An 18,849-nucleotide genomic window follows, 5' to 3' on the forward strand; every position below is an offset into this window, starting at 1 on the left:
TGCCTCTGTTCAGGGGGCATCGGCCTCTTGAAGGCACAATCGCAGGTTGCTAAAACCCTTGATGGCCAAGAGCCATCAAGGATTGTCACGGACTTGTCATCGACAAGCGCTCTACAGGGAAGGGACATGAATCAAGGAACGAACCCGGCAATACGCTCCAGGCTGTTTCGCCACACCATCAACGCTTTCATCCAGGAACGGCGAGACGCAAAACTGAAAGGCGCTGAGGCCAGTGATGCACTCAGCGCCGCAAAATATGAATACGCCACCTGGCTCGCCGACGCGGCCCGTCGAGTAGGGCAGATCCAGGCCGTCACCCATGTGCTCAAGGCCACCCATCCCGACGCTCGCGGCAGCAGCCTGCATGTCGCTCCGCAAACATTGCCGCGGCACCGGGAAGTCGGCAGCCACATGCTGGGCAGCGATTACGCGCAGGACATCGTCGGCAACGCCGCCGCGCTGGATGTCTACAAGTTCCTCAAGCTGGAGGTGGAGCAACGTCGGCTACTGGACTGGCTGCTGGAGGACGATGCCGACCTGTTGGCCGCCCTGAGCCCGGCCCCGGCCCTGGCGCAAAGTTGGGCCGAAGCCTTCAAGGGCCTGGTTCGCCCCCATCAGACCTTGAGTTCCCACGCCATGGCCAAGCAGGTGTTCTGGTGTGTGTCGGGCGAGCCTGGCGACGATGCCGGTTTCGAACTGTTGCAACCGATGTTTCCCAGCAGCCTGGTCCATGCGGTCCATGCCGATATCAACGATGCACGTTTTGGGGAGCGCAACCAGGCGGCGCGCCAGGCCCGGCGCCAGCGTCAAGCCCACGACGGAGTCTATCGCGACTATCCACAACTGGTGATACGCAAGCTCGGCGGGACCAAGCCGCAAAACATCAGCCAGCTCAACAGTGAGCGTGGCGGAGTGAATTACTTGCTGGCGTCCTTGCCCCCTAAATGGCGCCAGCAGCATCCGGGCAACCTGCTGCACCTGGAGTCGGTGTTCAGTCGCCTGCGGCGTTTCGAAGACATGGGCGAGCTGATCGAGGCCCTCTGCCTCCTGCTGCAAGCCGATCCGGCGCGCAGCCTGCGCACTCGGGCTCAACGTGAACGTATAGAGCGCGCCCTGGGCCGGGCGTTGGCGGCCTTTGGCCTGAGCTTGCGGGCCTCTTTACCTCCTGGTTGGAGTCGTGACCGGCACTGCCAGCTGCCGCTGTGCGAACAACTCTGGCTCGACCCGCAACGCGCGCAGTTGGCATCGGCTGATGACCACCAGGACGCGGACCAAGCCTTCGCTGCGGCCTTCGCCCAACGCCGTTGGCCGGACGAGATCGCCCAGCGTTTCGGCCACTGGTTGAATGCCATCCTGCTGCAACGGGGCCTGCCGGTGGGCGATACCGAACAGGCGCATTGGGCGCGGCAGGCGGTGGTCGATGCCGAGATCTCATGCGCTACCCGTGAGGTGGTGGAGCAGGAGGTGCGCCATGGCTGAGTGCCCACATTTCGAGCACCTGCTGGTCATCCCTCACCTGCAAGTACAGAACGCCAACAGCCTTTCCAGCCCGCTGACCCATGGCTTTCCGTCGATCACCGCCTTTCTCGGGCTGATGTGGGCCCTGGAACGCAAGACGGTCGATACGGGCCTGGATCTGCAATTCAACGCGGTGGGCGTGGTGGTCCACGATCACGAAGAACAGGTCACCGCTGGTGATTTCGTCAACACCCTGCGCCTGACTCGCAACCCCCTCAATCGCGATGGCAGCACCGCCGCGATTGTCGAAGAAGGGCGGGTCCATCTGCGCATCAGCCTGGTATTCGCGGTCCAGAGCCAGGCCCTTGACGACAAGGAAAGTACCGTCGCCCGCCAAGTGCGGGAGCTCTTGCTGCAGATGCGTATTGCTGGCGGCAGCCTGATTCCCTCCCGTGCCCCCCAGGGCCAGCAACAGCCCTATTCGATCCCCATGACGGGTGATGAAGAGGCACGGGACGCGTTGTTCTACCAGGCCAAGTTGCGCCTGCTGCCGGGTTTCATCCTGGTGGAGCGCCAGGATCTGCTGGAGCAGCGCCATCGTGATCTGCAAGCCAGGCAACCCGGGGCTTCGGTGTTGGACGCCTGGTTGTCGCTGGCGCGGATCAACTGGTCCAGCGCGGGCCCCGACGCAGACGGGGAGGCTTCAGGGCCGGTGCAGTGGCGCAACGACCGCGCCGACCTCGGCTGGCTGGTGCCGATCCCCGTGGGTTATGGCGCGCTCACCGCCTTGCAGGCGCCGGGCACGGTGGCCCGGGCCCGCGACTCGCAAACGGCCTTTCGCTTCGTGGAAAACCTCTATGGCATCGGGCAGTGGATCAGCCCACACCGTTTGCAATCGCCACAACAATTGCTCTGGTACGCCGACTCTCGCAGCGACCAGGGCCTGTACCGCTGCCGCAACGACTACCGCGCGCCATCGCTGGCGCACCTCGACTGACTTCAAAGGAGTTCGAACATGAGCAATGACGCCCTGAAAACCGCTTCGGTCCTGGCCTTCGAGCGCAAACTCGACCCTTCCGATGCGCTGTTCCATGCCGGCGACTGGCAGTCGCGCAGTCAGTGGGAGCCGGTGGTGGTGCGGGAAAAATCCGTACGCGGAACCATTTCCAACCGACTCAAGGCCAAGGAGCTGGACCCAGCCAAGCTGGATGCCGCCATCGAGCATCCCAATCTGCAAACCGTGGACGTGGCCACCCTGCCGCACGATGCCGACACCCTGCGGGTCAGCTTCACCCTGCGGGTGCTGGCCGGTACTGGCCAGCCTTCGGCCTGCAACGATTTCGCCTACCGGCAGAAACTGCTGGAGACTGTACAGGGGTATGTCCAGGCCAATGGCTTTGGCGAATTGGCCCGCCGTTATGCCCATAACCTGGCTAACTGTCGCTTCCTGTGGCGCAACCGCATTGGCGCCGAGCAGGTCGAGGTGGAGGTCGAGCATCTGGTGGAGGGCCAGGCGGCGACTCAATGGCGCTTCGACAGCCTGAGCCTGTCCTTGCGCCAATTCGACGCTGCCGGTGAGCAGGGCGAGGCCTTGCAGTCGTTGGCTGGCTTGATTGCCCGGGGCCTGGCCGGCGAACAGCATGTGTTATTGCGCATCACTGCCTACGCACGCATGGGCGCCGGGCAGGAAGTGTTCCCGTCCCAAGAGCTGATCCTGGACCGTGGGCGCGGAGACAAGAGCAAGACGCTGTACAGCGTGGGCAACATCGCCGGCATCCACTCGCAGAAAGTCGGCAATGCCTTGCGCAGCATCGACACCTGGTACCAGGGCGCCGACAGCAACGGGCCGATCGCCGTGGAGCCCTATGGTTCGGTGACTACCCAGGGCAAGGCCTATCGCCAGCCTCGCGGCAGCCAGGATGATTTCTACACCCTGCTGGACAGTTGGGTGCTCAAGGATCGAGTACCCGCGCTGGAACAGCAGCACTTCGTGATCGCCACCCTGATTCGCGGCGGCGTGTTCGGCGAGGCAGGTTGAGCCATGGACCATTACCTGGATTTGAAACTGCTGCCGGACCCTGAGTATCCCGAGCCGCAGTTGATGAGCGCCTTGCTCAATAAATTCCATCGGGCCCTGCACGACCTGCGGCGCAACGATATCGGCATCAGCTTTCCCGATACCCGGCGACCGATCAGGCACCTGGGGTCGCACCTGCGCATCCACGGCAATCGCCAGGCCCTGGGCCAGTTGCTGGCCATCGATTGGCTGACCGGCATGCGTGACCATGTAGAGATCGGCCAGCCCTGCTCGGTGCCGACGTCGGTGCAGCATCGCCATGTCAGCCGGGTACAGGTCGATAGCAGCCCGGCACGCCTGCGTCGCCGCCTGATCAAGCGCCATGGGCTGACCGAGGACCAAGCCCGCCAGCGCCTGCCCGACAGCGCGGCGAAACGTTGCGACCTGCCGTTCGCGGTGATGCGCAGCCATACCAGCCATCAGCTGTTCAACCTGTTCATCCGCCACGGCCCGCTGCTTGAACAACCACAGCCCGGCACGTTCAACGGCTATGGCCTGAGCTCCAGCGCGACAGTGCCCTGGTTCTGACCCTTTTTTTCGGGTGCAGTGGAGCGCTTTGTAAAATCAATGACTTACAAGGCGCTTCAAAAAAAGGGTGTACAGCAATTTTTAACAGTCTTTCTTTTGAAATTCAGGAAGTTATAGAGAAAGTGCTCTAGTTCACTGCCGTATAGGCAGCTAAGAAAATCTCAGAGTCAGTTGCCCCGAGTGCGCACAGGTTCACTGCCGTATAGGCAGCTAAGAAATTCAGCAGCGAATGGATAGAGTTTCGAATGCTGTTCACTGCCGTATAGGCAGCTAAGAAAAGGACAATGGGATCAAGCGCTCGGGTGAAGATGTTCACTGCCGTATAGGCAGCTAAGAAAAAGCCGGCGCCGGCTCCAGAGCGATCGCTTGCGTTCACTGCCGTATAGGCAGCTAAGAAACCAAAAGTCTTGTAGATGTCCAGCAGCACCGTGTTCACTGCCGTATAGGCAGCTAAGAAAAAGGTGATATGCGTTATCTGGCGCAGAACTCGGTTCACTGCCGTATAGGCAGCTAAGAAAAATGGGGATGGCTGAGCGTGAACGATATCCGGGTTCACTGCCGTATAGGCAGCTAAGAAAGTCTGCCCCAGGCAGCGCGCCGGGCTCATAAAGTTCACTGCCGTATAGGCAGCTAAGAAAGCAGATCGTCGAGCAGATCGATTACGAGCTGAGCTCACTGCCGTATAAGCAGCTAAGAAAAGGAGTACTTGCTGCTTTGGAGGTTTGGCCATGTTCACTGCCGCACAGGCAGCTAAGAAACCAGTCCTTCAGCGTCCATCGGTGCTGTTCATCTCGATTGCCGAACAGGCAGGCAACACACAATCCATCATCAATCCATCGGCACCCGTTACTGCCGTAGAGGCAGCTTGAGAGACTTGATGCACTAATCGCTGGCTGGCCTGGGGCTCCCGGGCCGGGCGCGTCTTTGTCACATCCCCTTCATCGGCGCTGGCTAAGGTGGCCTCTTTTGACCATGTCAGGGAGTCACCATGAGCGAGTTCAACCTCGGTCGTCGACGGATCATGCAAATCGCCGGGGCGGGGATGTTGCTGCCCAGCCTGGCGCCGGCGGTGATCGCCTCGGTCAAGGATCGACCCAAGCTCACCGATGGCGTGCAGTCCGGGGACTTGCAGGGCGATCGGGCGGTCATCTGGAGCCGCAGCGACCGCCCGGCGCGGATGGTGGTGGAGTGGGACACCCGCAGCATGTTCACCAACCCGCGACGCCTGGTCTCGCCGCTGGCCGATGCCCGCACCGACTTCACCGCCCGGGTGGACCTGAGCGGGCTGCCGGTCAACCAGGCGATTTTTTATCGGGTGACCTTCGAGGATGCCCGCACCGGGGTGGCCAGCGAACCCTGGTTCGGCCATTTGCGCAGTGCCCCGAGCCAGCGCCGGGATATCCGTTTCGTCTGGAGCGGCGACACCGTCGGCCAGGGTTTCGGCATCAACCCGGACATCGGCGGCATGCGCATCTACGAGGCGATGCGCCTGCGCCTGCCGGACTTTTTTATCCACAGCGGCGACACCATCTACGCCGATGGCCCGGTGCCGGCTCAATTGACCACCGAGGGTGGGCGCATCTGGCGCAATATCACCACCGAGGCCAAGAGCAAGGTGGCCGAGACCCTGAACGAGTATCGCGGCAACTACCGCTACAACTTGATGGACGAGAACCTGCGCCGGTTCAACGCCGAGGTGCCGCAGATCTGGCAGTGGGACGACCACGAGGTGGTCAACAACTGGTCGCCGAGCAAGCAGCTGGACGAGCGCTACATGGTCAAGGACATCCAGACCCTGGTGGGCCGTGCGCGCCAGGCCTGGCTGGAGTACGCGCCGATGCGCCGGCAGAGTGCAGACGGTGGCGGGCGCATCTATCGCAAGCTCAGCTACGGGCCGTTGCTGGATGTGTTCGTGCTGGACATGCGCAGCTATCGCGGGCCCAACGATGACAACCTCGGCGGCGAGAAGCCGTTCCTCGGCCGTGAGCAACTGGACTGGCTCAAGCGCGAGCTCAAGGATTCCCAGGCGCAGTGGAAGGTGGTGGCGGCGGACATGCCCATCGGCCTGGGCGTGCCCGACGGCGAGGTCAGCCCCGGCGTGGCGCGCTGGGAGGCCATCGCCAACGGCGACCCGGGCCAGGCTCAGGGCCGCGAGCTGGAGATCGCCGAGTTGCTGGCCTACCTGCGCAAGCACCGGGTGCGCAACCATGTGTGGCTGACCGCCGACGTGCATTACTGCGCGGCCCACCACTACCACCCGGACCGGGCGGCGTTCCAGGATTTCGAGCCGTTCTGGGAGTTCGTCGCCGGCCCGTTGAATGCCGGCAGCTTCGGGCCCAACGTGCTGGACAAGACCTTCGGCCCCGAGGTGGTGTTCCAGAAGGCGCCGCCGACCCAGAACGCCTCGCCGTTCGCTGGGTTCCAGTTCTTTGGCGAGGTGCAGATCGATGGCCAGACGGCGGAGATGAGCGTGATCCTGCGTGATCTCGATGGCGTGGCGGTGTTCGAGCGCAAGCTGCAACCGGCCTGATGCGCGCCTATGGCCCATGGGGTAGGAGCGCGGCTCGCCCGCGATGAATGCTAACGCAGTGTCCTAGACACACCGCATCGCGCTTATCGTGGGCGAGCCTCGCTCCTGCGGGTCAGTAGACGTCGCGGCGGCAGCGGCCTTGTTCGATCAGGCGCTCGACCTGTTCGGCGCCCAGCAGCTCGTTGAGCACCTGGTCCACCCCCGAGGCCATGCCTTGCAGGCTGCCGCAGATGTAGAGCGCGGCGCCGTCGTCGAGCCACTGTTGCAAGGTCCCGGCGGCTTCGCGCAGGCGATCCTGGACGTAGATCTTCTGTTCCTGGTCGCGGGAGAAGGCCAGGTCCAGGCGACTCAGGTCGCCCCGGGCCAGCCATTCCTGCAGCTCGTCCTTGCAGTAGAAATCATGCTCGGCATTGCGCTCGCCAAAGAGCAGCCAGTTGCGTTGCTGACCCTCGGCGATCCGCGCCTTGAGCAGGCTGCGCAGCCCAGCCAGGCCGGTGCCGTTACCCAGCAAGATCAGTGGGCAGGGCTCGGTCGGCAGGTGGAAACCGCTGTTGCGGCGCACCCGCAGGCTGATGCTCGCGCCTACTTGGACGTGCTCGGTAAGCCAGCCGGAGCCGATGCCCAGGCTGCCGTCGGCGTGGCGTTCCTGGCGCACCAGCAGTTCCAGGCAGCCGTCGGCGGCGATCGAGGCGATGGAATATTCGCGCTGGGTCAGCGGCACCAGCGCATCCACCAGGGCCTGGGCATGCAGGCCCACCAGGTGGGCGCGGTTCTCCGGTAGCTGGCGGCTGCCCAGGGCCTGCTCCAGGCTCTCTTCCAGGCCGTCGAGCTGCACCGGGCTCTCGCCGGAAAGCCCCAGACCCTCGAGGAAGTGGTCCACCAGCCACGGGCAGTTGCGCGGCATGACTTCCACCAGGTCGCCGGCCAGCCAGCTGCTGGTGCCGGGCGGTTGCAATTGCAGCAAATAGACCCCGGAGCCGCTGCTCTCGGGGTTCAGCAGGTGGCGCTGGCTCAGGGTCCAGTTGGCGAAAGCCGGGGCCTGCCACAGGTCCACCGGGGCATGCCCGGTGAGCTGGCCCAGTTGTTGTTGCCAGTGGCGCAGGGCGTAGCTGTCGCCATTGTCGACTTCCACCGGGGTGAACAGGCTGCTGGCGCCCTGGCTCGACAGCCAGGTGTGCAGGCGCCGGGCGAAACCGCAGAACTGCGGGTATTGGCGGTCGCCCAGGCCCAGCACTGCGTATTCCAGGCCGTCGAGGGCCAGCTCGCGGCCCAGCAGCTTGCGCTCGAAGCCCCGGGCGCTGTCCGGGGCCTCGCCATCGCCAAAGGTGCTGACCACGAACAACGCCCGCTGGGCACTGCGCAGGTCCTGCTCGTCCAGGCTGGCCAGCGGGCGGACCCGGGCGCCGATGCCGGCGGCCTGCAATTGCCCGGCGGTCTGCCAGGCCAGTTGTTCGGCGAAACCGCTCTGGCTGGCAAAGCCGATCAGCCAGCCGTTGGTATCGTCGGTGGCCTGTTCCAGGCCCTGACGGGCGTCCTTGATCTGGCGCTTCTTGCGCCGCCGATCCAGGTACAGCAACCAGCCGGTGATGAAGAACAGCGGCATGCACAGCGAGGCCAGGGTCAGCACGATGCGCCCCACCAGGCCGAAGTAGCTGCCCACGTGCAGGGCGTAGACGCTGGTCAGCAATTGCGCCTTGAAGCTCTTGTCGGCGTAGCGCTCATGCCGGCTGATGACGCCGGTGGCCGGGTCCAGGGTGATCTGGTTCAGGGCGCGCTCGTGGGGCGAGTCCTTGAGCAGGTAGAACACCGTCGCCGGCTGCCCGGCCACGGGCGGCATGCGCACGTTGTAGGCGCTAAGGTCCTTGCCGGCGGCGCTGTAGATGCTGCTCCACATGGCGTTGTAGTCGGCCACCGGGGCCGGGCCCTTGGCCGGCGGGCCGCCACGCCCGCCCCGGGCGCGCTCGCTGTGTGGCGAGTCGGACAGCAGGCGGGTCAGGCCCTTGCTGTACCACTCGTACGACCAGTACAGGCCGGTGAGGGCGAACAAGAGGTAGAACAACAAGCACCAGGTGCCGAACACCGCGTGCAGGTCCCAGTTGAAGGCCCGGCCTTTCTTGGCCCAGTCCAGGGTCAGCCAGGCGCGCCAGCTGGCGACCTGGCGCGGCCAGCGCAGGTACAACCCGGACAGGCAGAAGAAGATCAGGATCAGGGTGCAGGCGCCGGTGATCTGCCGGCCGCTGTCGCCCATGGCCAGGAACCGGTGCAGTTGCAGCATGAAGCCGAAGAAGCCCTGGCCCACGGCCTCGCCGGTGAACTGGCCGGTGTAGGGGTCGAAGTAGCGCATCTGCCCACGGCGTTCCCCGGGCGGCGGGGTGTAGAACACCCGCGCGGCATTGCCGCTGTCGGTCTCGACCCAGAGCATGGACACGTCCTTGCCCTCGGCCGCCTGGAGTTTGGCCACCAGCTCGGCCGGCGGCAGGGTGCCGGCGGGCAGCTTGTCGACCTGCAGCACCGAGGGGTTGAGCGCCCGCAGGATCTCGTCCTCGAACGACACCGTGGCCCCGGTGATGCCCATCAAGGCCAGGACCAGCCCGGCGCTGATGCCGAAGAACCAGTGCAGCTGGAACAGGGTTTTCTTCAACACATCGACCGCCTTGTTCGTCCGAAGAGGTGAAACACGGCGCGCATTATGCCGTGTGTGAGCGAGAAGCATTCTTCTTTACATGCAAAAGCCCCAGGCAGCGGGTGCATGGGGCTTGGGCACCTGTGGCCGGGGCCACAGGGTGTCGCGGTGGATCAGAAGTGGAAGTTGGCACTCATCAGGGCGGTACGGCCTGGGGCCTGGTTGGCGAAGTGCGCCGCGTAGGCCTTGTCGTAGTAGGTCTTGTCCGTCAGGTTCTGCACGTTCAGTTGCAGGTCGACGTTCTTGGTCAGCTTGTAGCTGGCCATGGCGTCGTAGCGGGTGTAGGACGGTACATACAGAGTGTTGTTGTTATCACCCCAGACCTTGTCGACGTAGAAGGCACCACCACCGATGGTCAGCTTCTGGGTCAGGTTGTAGGTGGTCCAGAGGCTGAAGCTGTTCTTCGGCGTGTTGGGCAGCTCGTTGCCTTTGGCCGGGTTGTTCAGGTTAGTGATCTTGCCGCTGCGATCACCAGCGGCACCTGGATCGACGATGGTGCTGTCCAGATAGCTGTAGCCGGCGAACACTTGCCATTTGTCGGTCAACTTTCCGCTGGCTGTCAGCTCGAGGCCGTCGACGCGGGTCTTGCCGGCGTTTTCGTAGGTGTAGTTGCTACTCAAGACTCGGGTGTTTTCTTTCTCGGTGCGGAAGATCGCTCCGGTCAGCGACAGCCGCTCGCTGAACAGATCCCATTTGGTACCGATTTCGTAGTTGGTGGTTTCCTCGGGCTTCATGTCGCTGACGATGCTGGTCGGCGTCCCGGAGGTGGTCGCGAAGGGGTTGGGTTCAGCCCCGTTATCCAAGGTGCTGCCCACCGGTGTTGCAGACGTGGCATAGGAAATGTAGACGCTACCGTTGTCCTGGGGCTTCCAGATCAACCCCAGCTGGCCGGTCACGAATTCACTGGTGTCCTCAGCCTTGAAGGTGGTGGTACGAGCGCCGTTCTTGGTCTTGGCTTGGGTTTCGAAATGGTCGTAGCGCAGGCCCATGTTGACCAGCCACTGCGGGGTCAGCTCCAGGGTATCTGCGAAGTAGATGGCACGAGTGGTGCCCTCGGTATCGGTACCCGCGTAGTTACGACTGATAGTGCCGGCGTAGATGTCGTCCGGCGTCGGATTCGACAGCGAGGTACAGACGCCCGATGGCTGCGGCACGTTGCACTTGATACTCGAGTTATTGGAAACGTTGTAGCCGCTCTTCTTCGAGGACTCGTCGGACAGTTCGATACCGGTGGAGAAGTTGTTCTTGAAGCCACCCAGGACGAACTCACCATAGAGATCGGTCTGGTTGGTGGTGGTCTCGGTATTCGAGACCCGGGTGTTGGCCCGGCGCCATACCGTGCCGCTGCGTACGTTGCCCTGGCTATCGTCCGGCTGGGTCAGGATGTAGTCCTGCATGCTGGTGCCGTGGCGGAAGGTGTTCTTGAGGGTCAACGAGTCGTTCAGGTCGTGCTCGAAGGCGAAGGTCGCCGTGTCCACCCGGGACTTGCGGAAGTCGCGATCGGTCAGGCCGTAGAAGTTGCTGCTATCGCCACCGTTGACTGGTTTGTCCGGATGCGCGGCGGTGTGGGCCGTGCCCATGGAGTAGCCGTAGGGAATGCCCGAATCCGGCAGGTCGTCGCTTTCCAGATGGTAGTAGTCGAGGAATACCCGGGTGTCGGTACCCAGGCCGAAGGCCAGGGACGGCGCGACGCCCCAACGGTCGTAGTTGACCTTGTCCCGTCCAGCGACATTGCTTTCATGGCTCATCAGGTTCAGGCGGCCCGCAACGGTGTCACTGAACTGATAGTTGCCGTCCAGGGTGTAGCGTTGAGTCTGGTCGGAGCCCCAGGTGAAACCACCGTCGAGGGAGTTGCCCAGGTGAGCTTTCTTGCTGACCAGGTTGATGCTGCCCCCTGCTGCGCCACGGCCACCCATGGCCGAGTTCGGGCCTTTGCTGACCTCGATATTTTCCACGGCGAAGACTTCCCGGCTTTGAGCGCCGGTATCGCGTACGCCATCCAGGTAGGTGTCGCTTTGTGCATCGAAACCACGAATGAAGGGGCGGTCACCTTGTGGGTTGCCACCTTCACCAGCGCCGAAGGTGATACCTGGAACGGTGCGCAGTGCGTCTTGCAGCGAGGTCGCCGCCGTGTCCTTGAGGACTTGCTGCGGTACTACAGTTACCGAGCGCGGGGTGTTGACCAGCGGTGCCGTGTACTTCTTCGAGGAGGAGCTGTCGACCTTGTAGGACGTCGCGTCCTGGGCCTCGCCAGTGATGCTGGTGGCTTCCAGGGCAATCGCTCCCGAGGCTTTCTTGCCGGTGTCCTCGGCGGCCTGGACCATGTGCGCGGCAGAGCCGGCGGTGATGGCGACGCCGATGGCCGATGCCAGCAAACGTGGCGAACTGACAGCGGATAATGGTTGTTGGCGTGTCATGTCTTGTCCCCTCCCCGAGGTTTTGAGGCCGCGGAATATAGGGGATGCGAGCATTCGTTATCAATTGCGAAATATTGCTATTCGCACTGAATTTACATTCTTTACAATTTATCTTTACGGTTTTTGCATTCCCATCCGTCCCGGGCGTTTTACACAGTCAATAAGAATCAATACCATTGCCGCACTTTCGGCTTCCAGGTACCTGGCCATGTTGCTGCACATCCCCGGCGTGTTCACCCGTGATGAAGTAGGGCGCATCCGCCAAGCCCTGGAGCAGGCGGACTGGGCGGACGGCAAGATCACCGCCGGCTACCAGTCGGCCAAGGCCAAGCACAACCTGCAACTGCCCGAGGGCCATCCGCTGGCCCGGGAGATCGGCGAGGCGATGCTCGAGCGGTTATGGCAGAACCCGCTGTTCATGTCCGCCGCCTTGCCGCACAAGGTGTTCCCGCCACTGTTCAACTGCTACACCGCAGGTGGCAGTTTCGACTTCCATATCGACAATGCCGTGCGCCAGCCCAAGGGCAGCGCCGAGCGGGTGCGTACCGACCTGTCCTCGACCCTGTTCTTCAGCGACCCTGAGGACTACGACGGCGGTGAGCTGGAGATCCAGGACACCTACGGCGTGCAGCGGGTCAAGCTGCCGGCCGGCGACCTGGTGCTGTATCCCGGCACCAGCTTGCACAAGGTCAATCCGGTGACCCGTGGTGCCCGCTACGCTTCGTTCTTCTGGACCCAGAGCCTGGTGCGCGAAGACAGCCAGCGGGCGCTGTTGTTCGAGATGGACGGGGCGATCCAGGAGCTGACCCGGGACATGCCCGAACACCCCTCGCTGATCCGCCTGACCGGCACCTACCACAACCTGCTGCGCCGCTGGGTCGAGGTCTAGGCCATGGCTTTTCGACTGCGCCGCGAGGAAAGCCTCGATGGCGGGCAACTGAGCGCCATGCTCGAAGAGAGCCCGGGCCGCGCCGCCCAGGCGATCCTGCTGGCCGCCGGCGAAGGCCTGGTGGACGCCCAGGCGCTGCTGGGGCAGATCCTGCTCGATGGTCGCGGCATCGAGCGGGACCAGGCCCTGGCCCTGCGCTGGTTCGGCATCGCCGCCCAGCGCGGGCACCTGATGGCGCGCAACATGCTCGGCCGTTGTCATGAACACGGCTGGGGCTGCTCGGCGGACGCCGGCGTCGCTGCCGAGCATTACCGCCAGGCCGCGGCTGCCGGCCTGGACTGGGGCCTGTACAACTACGCCAACCTGCTGGCCACCGGCCGTGGCGTGCCCCAGGACCACGGTCGGGCCCTGGCCTGCTACCAGCGCGCCGCGCAGCTGGGCCATGCCAAGTCGATGAACCTGCTGGGGCGTTACCTGGAAGAGGGGCTGGTTTGCCCGGCCGATCCCCAGGCGGCCCGGGATTGGTATCGTCGCTCGGCCGAGGGCGGTGACTTTCGCGGGCAGTTCAGCCATGGGGCGATCCTCGCCGATGCCGGGCGCATCGACGAAGCCCAGGACTGGCTGCAGCGGGCCCTGGCCGGCGGCAACCTGAATTTCCTCCGGGTCGCCCGTGGGGTGCTGCTAGAGGCCCGCCATCCCGAGATCCGCCAGTTGGCCCTGGCCTATCACCAGCGTGCGGCGCAACTGGGGGATGAGCGGGATGCCGCAAGGCTTGCCGAGTTGGCGGCCACGCTCGACCTGTTGCCTTCTGAGGGCCTGGCCGAGGTGGACGCGGACAGAGTCGTCGAGCATCAGGTGGTGCAGGCTTGGGCCGAGGACCTCTCCAAGGACGCAAAGGTGTAAACCTTATTCAGGACGGCACAGCGCTCATAAAAAAGCCCATGACACGTCATGGGCTTTTTCTTACCGCTTGCAGCTCAAGGCTTGCCGCTGCCGTCAGACGTAGTAGGCCTTCAGCGGTGGGAAGCCGTTGAACTCCACGGCGCTGTAGCTGGTGGTGTAGGCGCCGGTGGACAGCCAGTACAGGCGGTCGCCGATGGCCAGGTTCAGCGGCAGGCCGTACTTGTAGTTCTCGTACATGATGTCGGCGCTGTCGCAGGTCGGGCCGGCAATCACCACTTCTTCCACTTCGCCTTTCTTCTCGGTCCAGATCGGGAACTTGATGGACTCGTCCATGGTTTCGATCAGGCCGGAGAACTTGCCCACGTCGGTGTATACCCAGCGCTCCACGGCGGTGCGCGACTTGCGTGCCACCAGGACCACCTCGCTGACCAGGATGCCGGCGTTGGCGATCAGCGAACGGCCCGGCTCGAGGATGATTTCCGGCAGGTCGTCGCCGAAGTCTTCCTTGAGGAAACGGATGATTTCCTCGGCGTAGGTTTCCAGGCTGTTGGTGCGGGTGATGTAGTTGGCCGGGAAGCCACCGCCCATGTTGATCAGCTTCAGTTCGATGCCGTCTTCTTCTTTGAGACGCTCGAAGATCACCTTGACCTTGGCGATGGCGGCGTCCCAGACGCTGATGTCGCGCTGCTGGGAGCCGACATGGAACGACACGCCGTAAGGCACCAGGCCCAGGTCGCGGGCCAGGATCAAGAGGTCCATGGCCATGTCGGTCTGGCAGCCGAACTTGCGCGACAGCGGCCAGTCGGCGGTGGTGGAGCCTTCGGTGAGGATGCGCACGTAGACCTTGGAGCCCGGGGCGGCCTTGGCGATATTGCGCAGGTCGGCTTCGGAGTCGGTGGCATACAGGCGCACGCCCTTCTCGTAGAAGTAGCGGATGTCCTTGGACTTCTTGATGGTGTTGCCGTAGCTGATGTTGGCCGGGTTGACGCCGCGACCCAGCACCTTGTCCAGCTCGTAGATCGAGGCGATGTCGAAGCTCGAGCCTTTTTCGTGCAGCAGGTCGATGATTTCCACGGCCGGGTTGGCCTTGACCGCGTAGTAGACCTTGGCGAATTCGAACCCGGCGCGCAGGTCGTCGTAGGCCTGGGCGATCATCTGGGTATCGATCATCACGAACGGGGTTTCTTTCTGGTCGGCGAACGCCTTCATTTTCTGAAAGGTTTCGCGCGCGAAATAGTCTTCGACGTTAATCGACATGCGTGGAAGCTCCTGATGGCAAACGTTGGTAATCAATGGGTGGCAGGCAATGCCAGGGTCGACACCGCCTTGTGAACGTCCTCCGTATCCCCACTTTGGTTCGCCTACTTCCCAAGGCATGTCGCCGAAAGCAAAAAGGCCATGGGAAATCTGCCCTTGGCCTTGCTGTCTCGTCGTCAGTACTTGAGCCGGATGGATCGTTTCCAGCATGGACGTTCGGCGCGAACTTTAGGCGGTGAGGGGGCTGAGATCAACAAAAAATGTCGCGTTTTTGCACTTGTCTGACGTGCGTTATCGGCATGTCCTTTTGTAGCCGACACAGATGACCGGCAGATGTTCCCGAAGAATTTCCGAGTGTTAAAAATACCTGCACGTTCGCGGCTTTTGCGCGCCAAGTGGTGGTGAACTGCCGAAGTCGCCAACATCGGCGACGTTAGCGGCGAGAGGGTGGCCAGAGGGGGATTTTGCCTGTTGCGTCAGGTTCCGGCGGGGAGCTTTTGCCGGGGCGGCTGTTGATATTTCTTTTCGCCGCCCGGGTGGGTAAAAAAACGCTGGCGAGCAAGCGTGCTTGCTCGCCACGGGTTGGCTTTTGATTATTTATTGATCAGGCACTCACGGCCTCGGCCGGGGAGACGATGTTGGTCTTCATCCCACGGGAGCGTCCCGAGCTGAGATAGGCGGCGATGGACTCCTGGGTCACTTCGCCGAGGAACACCCTTTCGGCGTCCAGCACCGGCAGCCACGAGCGGTTGAACTCGTACATGCGCGACAGCAGGATGCGCAGGTGCTCGTCGTAGGCGGCGGTGGCGTTGAACTGGCGCAGGAACTGGCCGCAGGTGCCGCCCTGGCGGTGCAGGTCGCGGCGCCGTACATAACCCAAGGCTTTATTCTCGGCGCAGGTCACCACCACGTAGCGCCGGTCGTGCTCGTCCATCAGTTCCAGGGCCTCGGCCACCGGGGTGTCCGGGCTCACCGACGGCGCGTTGTCGGCCGCGTCCTCGGCCTTGACCAGCAGCAGGCGCTTGAGGGTGCTGTCCTGGCCGACGAAGTTGCTGACGAAATCGTCCGCCGGATGGGCCAGCAGGGTGTCCGGGTGGTCGATCTGCAGCAGTTTGCCGGCGCGGAAGATGGCGATCTTGTCTCCCAGCTTGATGGCCTCGTCGATGTCGTGGCTGACCATGATCACGGTCTTGTTGAGCGCCCGCTGCATCTCGAAGAACTCGTTCTGGATCATCTCGCGGTTGATCGGGTCCACCGCACCGAAGGGTTCGTCCATCAGCAGCAGCGGGGCCTCGGCGGCCAGGGCGCGGATCACTCCGATCCGCTGTTGCTGGCCGCCGGACAGCTCGCGCGGGTAGCGATGCAGGTAGTGCTTGGGTTCGAGCTTGATCATGCTCATCAGCTCGCGGGCGCGGTCGTGGCACTTCTGCTTGTCCCAGCCCAGCAGGCGCGGCACCACGGTGATGTTTTCCTCGATGGTCATGTTGGGAAACAGGCCGATCTGCTGGATCACGTAGCCGATGTTGCGACGCAGGGTCACTTCGTCCAGGCCGGTGGTGTCCTCGCCGTTGATCAGCACCTTGCCCGAGGTGGGCATGATCAGGCGGTTGATCATCTTCAGCGTGGTGCTCTTGCCGCAGCCGGAGGGGCCGAGGAATACGCAGATCTCGCCTTCGTTGACGGTCAGGCTGACCGAGTCGACGGCTTTGACATCCTTGCCGTTGCTGCGAAAGGTCTTGCTCAGGTTCTGTAGTTCGATCATTTCAGGGCTCCTATTGGGCTCAATCCTTTTGGCGTCAGCGAACGTTGCAGCCATTGCAGAAGCAGGTCGGCAAAGATGGCCAGCAGGCTGACCAGCACGGCGCCGACGATCAACATCGACATGTCGCTGCGGCTGATGGAGGCCAGGATCAGCACCCCCAGGCCGCCGGCGCCGATGGTGGCGGCGATGGTCATGACGCCGATGTTCATCACCACCGCGGTGCGTACTCCGGCGAGGATCACCGGCACCGCGATCGGCAGCTCGACCATGCGCAGGCGCTGGCCGAAGGTCATGCCGATGCCCCGGGCGGCCTCGCGGATGCCCGGTTCGACGCCGGTCAGCGCCAGGTAGGTGTTGCGCATGATCGGCAACAGGGAATAAAGGAACACGGCGGTGATCGCCGGCAGCGGCCCCAGGCCCTGGCCGAACTTGGAGTAGAACGGCAGCAGCAGGCCGAACAGGGCGATGGAGGGGATGGTCAGCAGCACCGTGGCGCTGGCCTGCAATGGCCCGGCGAGGCTGGGGAAGCGGGTCATCAGCACGCCCAGGGGTACGCCAAAGACGATGGCCAGGGTGACGGCGATGCCCACCAGGGTGATGTGTTGCCAGGTCAGGTGCAGGACCTGGGCCCAATCGAGATGGGAAAAGGCGTTCAAGAATTCCATGTCTTCTCCTCTTTAGTTGATCGGGTGCTGGCGCAGGAAATCTGCGGCCACGGCGGAGGGGCTTTCATGGTCGACGTCGACCCGCGCGTTCAGCTGGCGCATGGTTTCGTCGTCGAACAGCGCCGCCAGCGGCTCGAGTTCGGCGGCCAGTTGCGGGTGAGCGTCGAGGTAGGCCTGGCGCACCACGGGAGCGGCGGTGTAGTCCGGGAAGTAGTGCTTGTCGTCTTCCAGCAATTTGAGCTTGAAGGCGCTGAGGCGTCCGTCGGTGGTGTAGACCAGGCCGGCAAACACCTGGCCATTGCGCAGGGCGGTATAGACCAGGCCGGCGTCCATCTGCCGAGTGTTCTTGCGGGTCAGGGCCATGTCATACAGCTTGACCATCCCGGCCATGCCGTCGGAACGGTTGGCGAACTCGGTGTCCAGGGCCACCAGGCGGTTTTCTCGGGTGTTTTCGTCCAGGGCCCGGGTCAGGTCGCTGATGCTGTTGATCCGTGGATGTTCCTTGGCCACGTTTTCCGGCAGCGCCAGGGCATAGGTGTTGCTGAACTTGGACGGCGACAACCAGACCAGGCCTTTTTTCGCGTCGAGTTCTTTCACCCGGGCGTAGGACTGCTGCTTGTCGAGCTTCTCGTCGATGTGGTTGTAGGCCACCAGCGACACCCCGGTGTATTCCCAGATCAGGTCCAGTTGGCCGCTTTCCTGGGCGCTGCGCGCCAGGTTGCTGCCCAGGCCGCCGGTGACCCGGGTGTCGTAGCCCTTGCTGCGCAGGTACTGGGAGGTGATTTCCGCCAGCAGGGTCTGCTCGGTGAAGACCCGGGCGCCGATGCGGATCAGCGGTTTTTCCGCGGCGTGGGCCAGTGCGCTGAAAAGCAGGACGCAGCCGAGTATCAGGCTCAATTTCTTCATGTCGGTTCCTTGTCTCTGACGGGCTTAGGACGGGCGCAGGCCACGTTCCAGCCAGAGGCGGCTGGCCAGGGTCACCAGGCCGTCCAGAAGCAGCGCCAGCAGGGCGGTGCAGGCGGCGCCGAGCAGCAGTTGCGGCTGATTGTTCAGGGCGATGCCGGGGAAGATCAGGCTGCCCAGGCTGTTGGCGCCGATCAGGAAGGCCAGGGGCGCGGTGCCGACGTTGATCGCAAGGGCCACCCGCACGCCGCCGACGATGATCGGCACGGCATTGGGTAATTCGACTTTCCACAACACCTGGCGCGGGGTCATGCCGATGCCGGTGGCGGCTTCCTTGAGCGAGCCCTGGACGTTCTTCAGGCCTTCATAGGTATTGCGCACGATGGGCAGCAGGGAGGCCAGGAACAGGGCGAAGATCGCCGGCCCGCTGCCGATGCCGAGGACCCCGAGGGCAATGGCCAGGACGGCCAGGGGAGGAATGGTGTTACCGATGTTGAACACTTGCATGAAGCGTTCGGCGCGCCTGGCCATGGCGGGGCGGCTGAGGAGGATGCCGGCGGGAATGCCGACCAGCAGGGCGGCGCACATGGACGCCAGGACCAGGAACAGATGAGCTTGCAGGTAGAACAGTAGATCGTCGCGGTAGTGTTCGATCGTCTTGATGCCGATCCAGTGGACCAGCAGGGCCAGGAGGGCAATGACCGCAGCCCCTCCTATCAGCCCTTTGCCATAGCGAATAGCCACGGGCGGACTCCTTTTTTCTTATCGGTCGGCGGG

At 63.3% G+C, this 18,849-nt stretch carries 14 protein-coding genes and 1 CRISPR repeat array; of the genes, 7 read left to right on the plus strand and 7 right to left on the minus strand.

Going from position 1 to position 18,849, the window contains the following annotated elements; translation table 11 throughout:
- Positions 1-126 precede the first annotated feature (126 nt).
- The 5 genes from csy1 (at position 127) to GDH07_RS27445 (ending at position 6,593) form a co-directional block, all read left to right on the plus strand.
- The gene (gene csy1 / locus GDH07_RS27425) at positions 127-1,479 is read left to right on the plus strand and encodes a type I-F CRISPR-associated protein Csy1 (RefSeq protein WP_152896624.1); all 1,353 of its coding nucleotides are present in this window, start codon (positions 127-129) and stop codon (positions 1,477-1,479) included.
- Positions 1,472-2,455 carry a type I-F CRISPR-associated protein Csy2 gene (csy2, locus tag GDH07_RS27430; protein ID WP_152896625.1) on the plus strand — a complete coding sequence of 328 codons (984 nt, stop codon included), beginning with the start codon at positions 1,472-1,474 and terminating at the stop codon, positions 2,453-2,455. The genes csy1 and csy2 overlap by 8 nt, the downstream gene beginning before the upstream one ends.
- 18 nt (positions 2,456-2,473) lie before the next feature.
- On the plus strand, positions 2,474-3,496 hold the full coding sequence (csy3, locus tag GDH07_RS27435; RefSeq protein ID WP_152896626.1) for a type I-F CRISPR-associated protein Csy3: 1,023 nt from the start codon (positions 2,474-2,476) through the stop codon (positions 3,494-3,496).
- A 3-nt stretch (positions 3,497-3,499) separates the two neighbouring features.
- Entirely contained in the window at positions 3,500-4,063 is a 564-nt protein-coding gene (gene cas6f / locus GDH07_RS27440; RefSeq protein ID WP_152896627.1) for a type I-F CRISPR-associated endoribonuclease Cas6/Csy4, read from the plus strand.
- 130 nt (positions 4,064-4,193) lie between these two features.
- A CRISPR array of direct repeats spans positions 4,194-4,821; the repeat unit is 28 nt; unit sequence GTTCACTGCCGTATAGGCAGCTAAGAAA.
- Positions 4,822-5,051: 230 nt separating this feature from the next.
- Positions 5,052-6,593 carry an alkaline phosphatase D family protein gene (locus GDH07_RS27445; protein ID WP_152896628.1) on the plus strand — a complete coding sequence of 514 codons (1,542 nt, stop codon included), beginning with the start codon at positions 5,052-5,054 and terminating at the stop codon, positions 6,591-6,593.
- A 112-nt stretch (positions 6,594-6,705) separates the two neighbouring features.
- On the opposite strand, the gene GDH07_RS27450 is transcribed toward GDH07_RS27445, so the two are convergent.
- The gene (locus tag GDH07_RS27450) at positions 6,706-9,237 is read right to left on the minus strand and encodes a PepSY domain-containing protein (protein WP_343038106.1); all 2,532 of its coding nucleotides are present in this window, start codon (positions 9,235-9,237) and stop codon (positions 6,706-6,708) included.
- A gap of 152 nt (positions 9,238-9,389) precedes the next feature.
- Positions 9,390-11,693 carry a TonB-dependent receptor gene (locus GDH07_RS27455; protein ID WP_152896630.1) on the minus strand — a complete coding sequence of 768 codons (2,304 nt, stop codon included), beginning with the start codon at positions 11,691-11,693 and terminating at the stop codon, positions 9,390-9,392.
- Positions 11,694-11,901: 208 nt separating this feature from the next.
- Between GDH07_RS27455 and GDH07_RS27460 the strand changes: the two genes are divergently transcribed.
- Positions 11,902-12,582 (plus strand): Fe2+-dependent dioxygenase, encoded by a 681-nt coding sequence (locus GDH07_RS27460; protein WP_053138545.1) that lies wholly within the window; start codon positions 11,902-11,904, stop codon positions 12,580-12,582.
- A gap of 3 nt (positions 12,583-12,585) precedes the next feature.
- Entirely contained in the window at positions 12,586-13,485 is a 900-nt protein-coding gene (locus GDH07_RS27465; protein WP_152896631.1) for a tetratricopeptide repeat protein, read from the plus strand.
- A 93-nt stretch (positions 13,486-13,578) separates the two neighbouring features.
- On the opposite strand, the gene GDH07_RS27470 is transcribed toward GDH07_RS27465, so the two are convergent.
- The 5 genes from GDH07_RS27470 to GDH07_RS27490 form a co-directional block, all read right to left on the minus strand.
- Positions 13,579-14,742 (minus strand): type III PLP-dependent enzyme, encoded by a 1,164-nt coding sequence (locus GDH07_RS27470; RefSeq protein ID WP_053138548.1) that lies wholly within the window; start codon positions 14,740-14,742, stop codon positions 13,579-13,581.
- Positions 14,743-15,346: 604 nt separating this feature from the next.
- Positions 15,347-16,504, minus strand: coding sequence for an osmoprotectant ABC transporter ATP-binding protein OsmV (locus GDH07_RS27475; protein WP_053138550.1), 1,158 nt, complete (start codon positions 16,502-16,504; stop codon positions 15,347-15,349).
- Positions 16,501-17,169: an ABC transporter permease gene (locus GDH07_RS27480; protein ID WP_022642285.1), complete on the minus strand. Its 669-nt coding sequence runs from the start codon at positions 17,167-17,169 to the stop codon at positions 16,501-16,503. The genes GDH07_RS27475 and GDH07_RS27480 overlap by 4 nt, the downstream gene beginning before the upstream one ends.
- Before the next feature lie 12 nt (positions 17,170-17,181).
- Positions 17,182-18,075 carry a glycine betaine ABC transporter substrate-binding protein gene (locus GDH07_RS27485; protein WP_022642286.1) on the minus strand — a complete coding sequence of 298 codons (894 nt, stop codon included), beginning with the start codon at positions 18,073-18,075 and terminating at the stop codon, positions 17,182-17,184.
- Positions 18,076-18,099: 24 nt separating this feature from the next.
- Entirely contained in the window at positions 18,100-18,816 is a 717-nt protein-coding gene (locus tag GDH07_RS27490) for an ABC transporter permease (RefSeq protein ID WP_053138556.1), read from the minus strand.
- Between the last annotated feature and the right edge of the window lie 33 nt (positions 18,817-18,849).

The organism is Pseudomonas piscis (assembly GCF_009380155.1).
Classification (GTDB): domain Bacteria; phylum Pseudomonadota; class Gammaproteobacteria; order Pseudomonadales; family Pseudomonadaceae; genus Aquipseudomonas; species Aquipseudomonas piscis.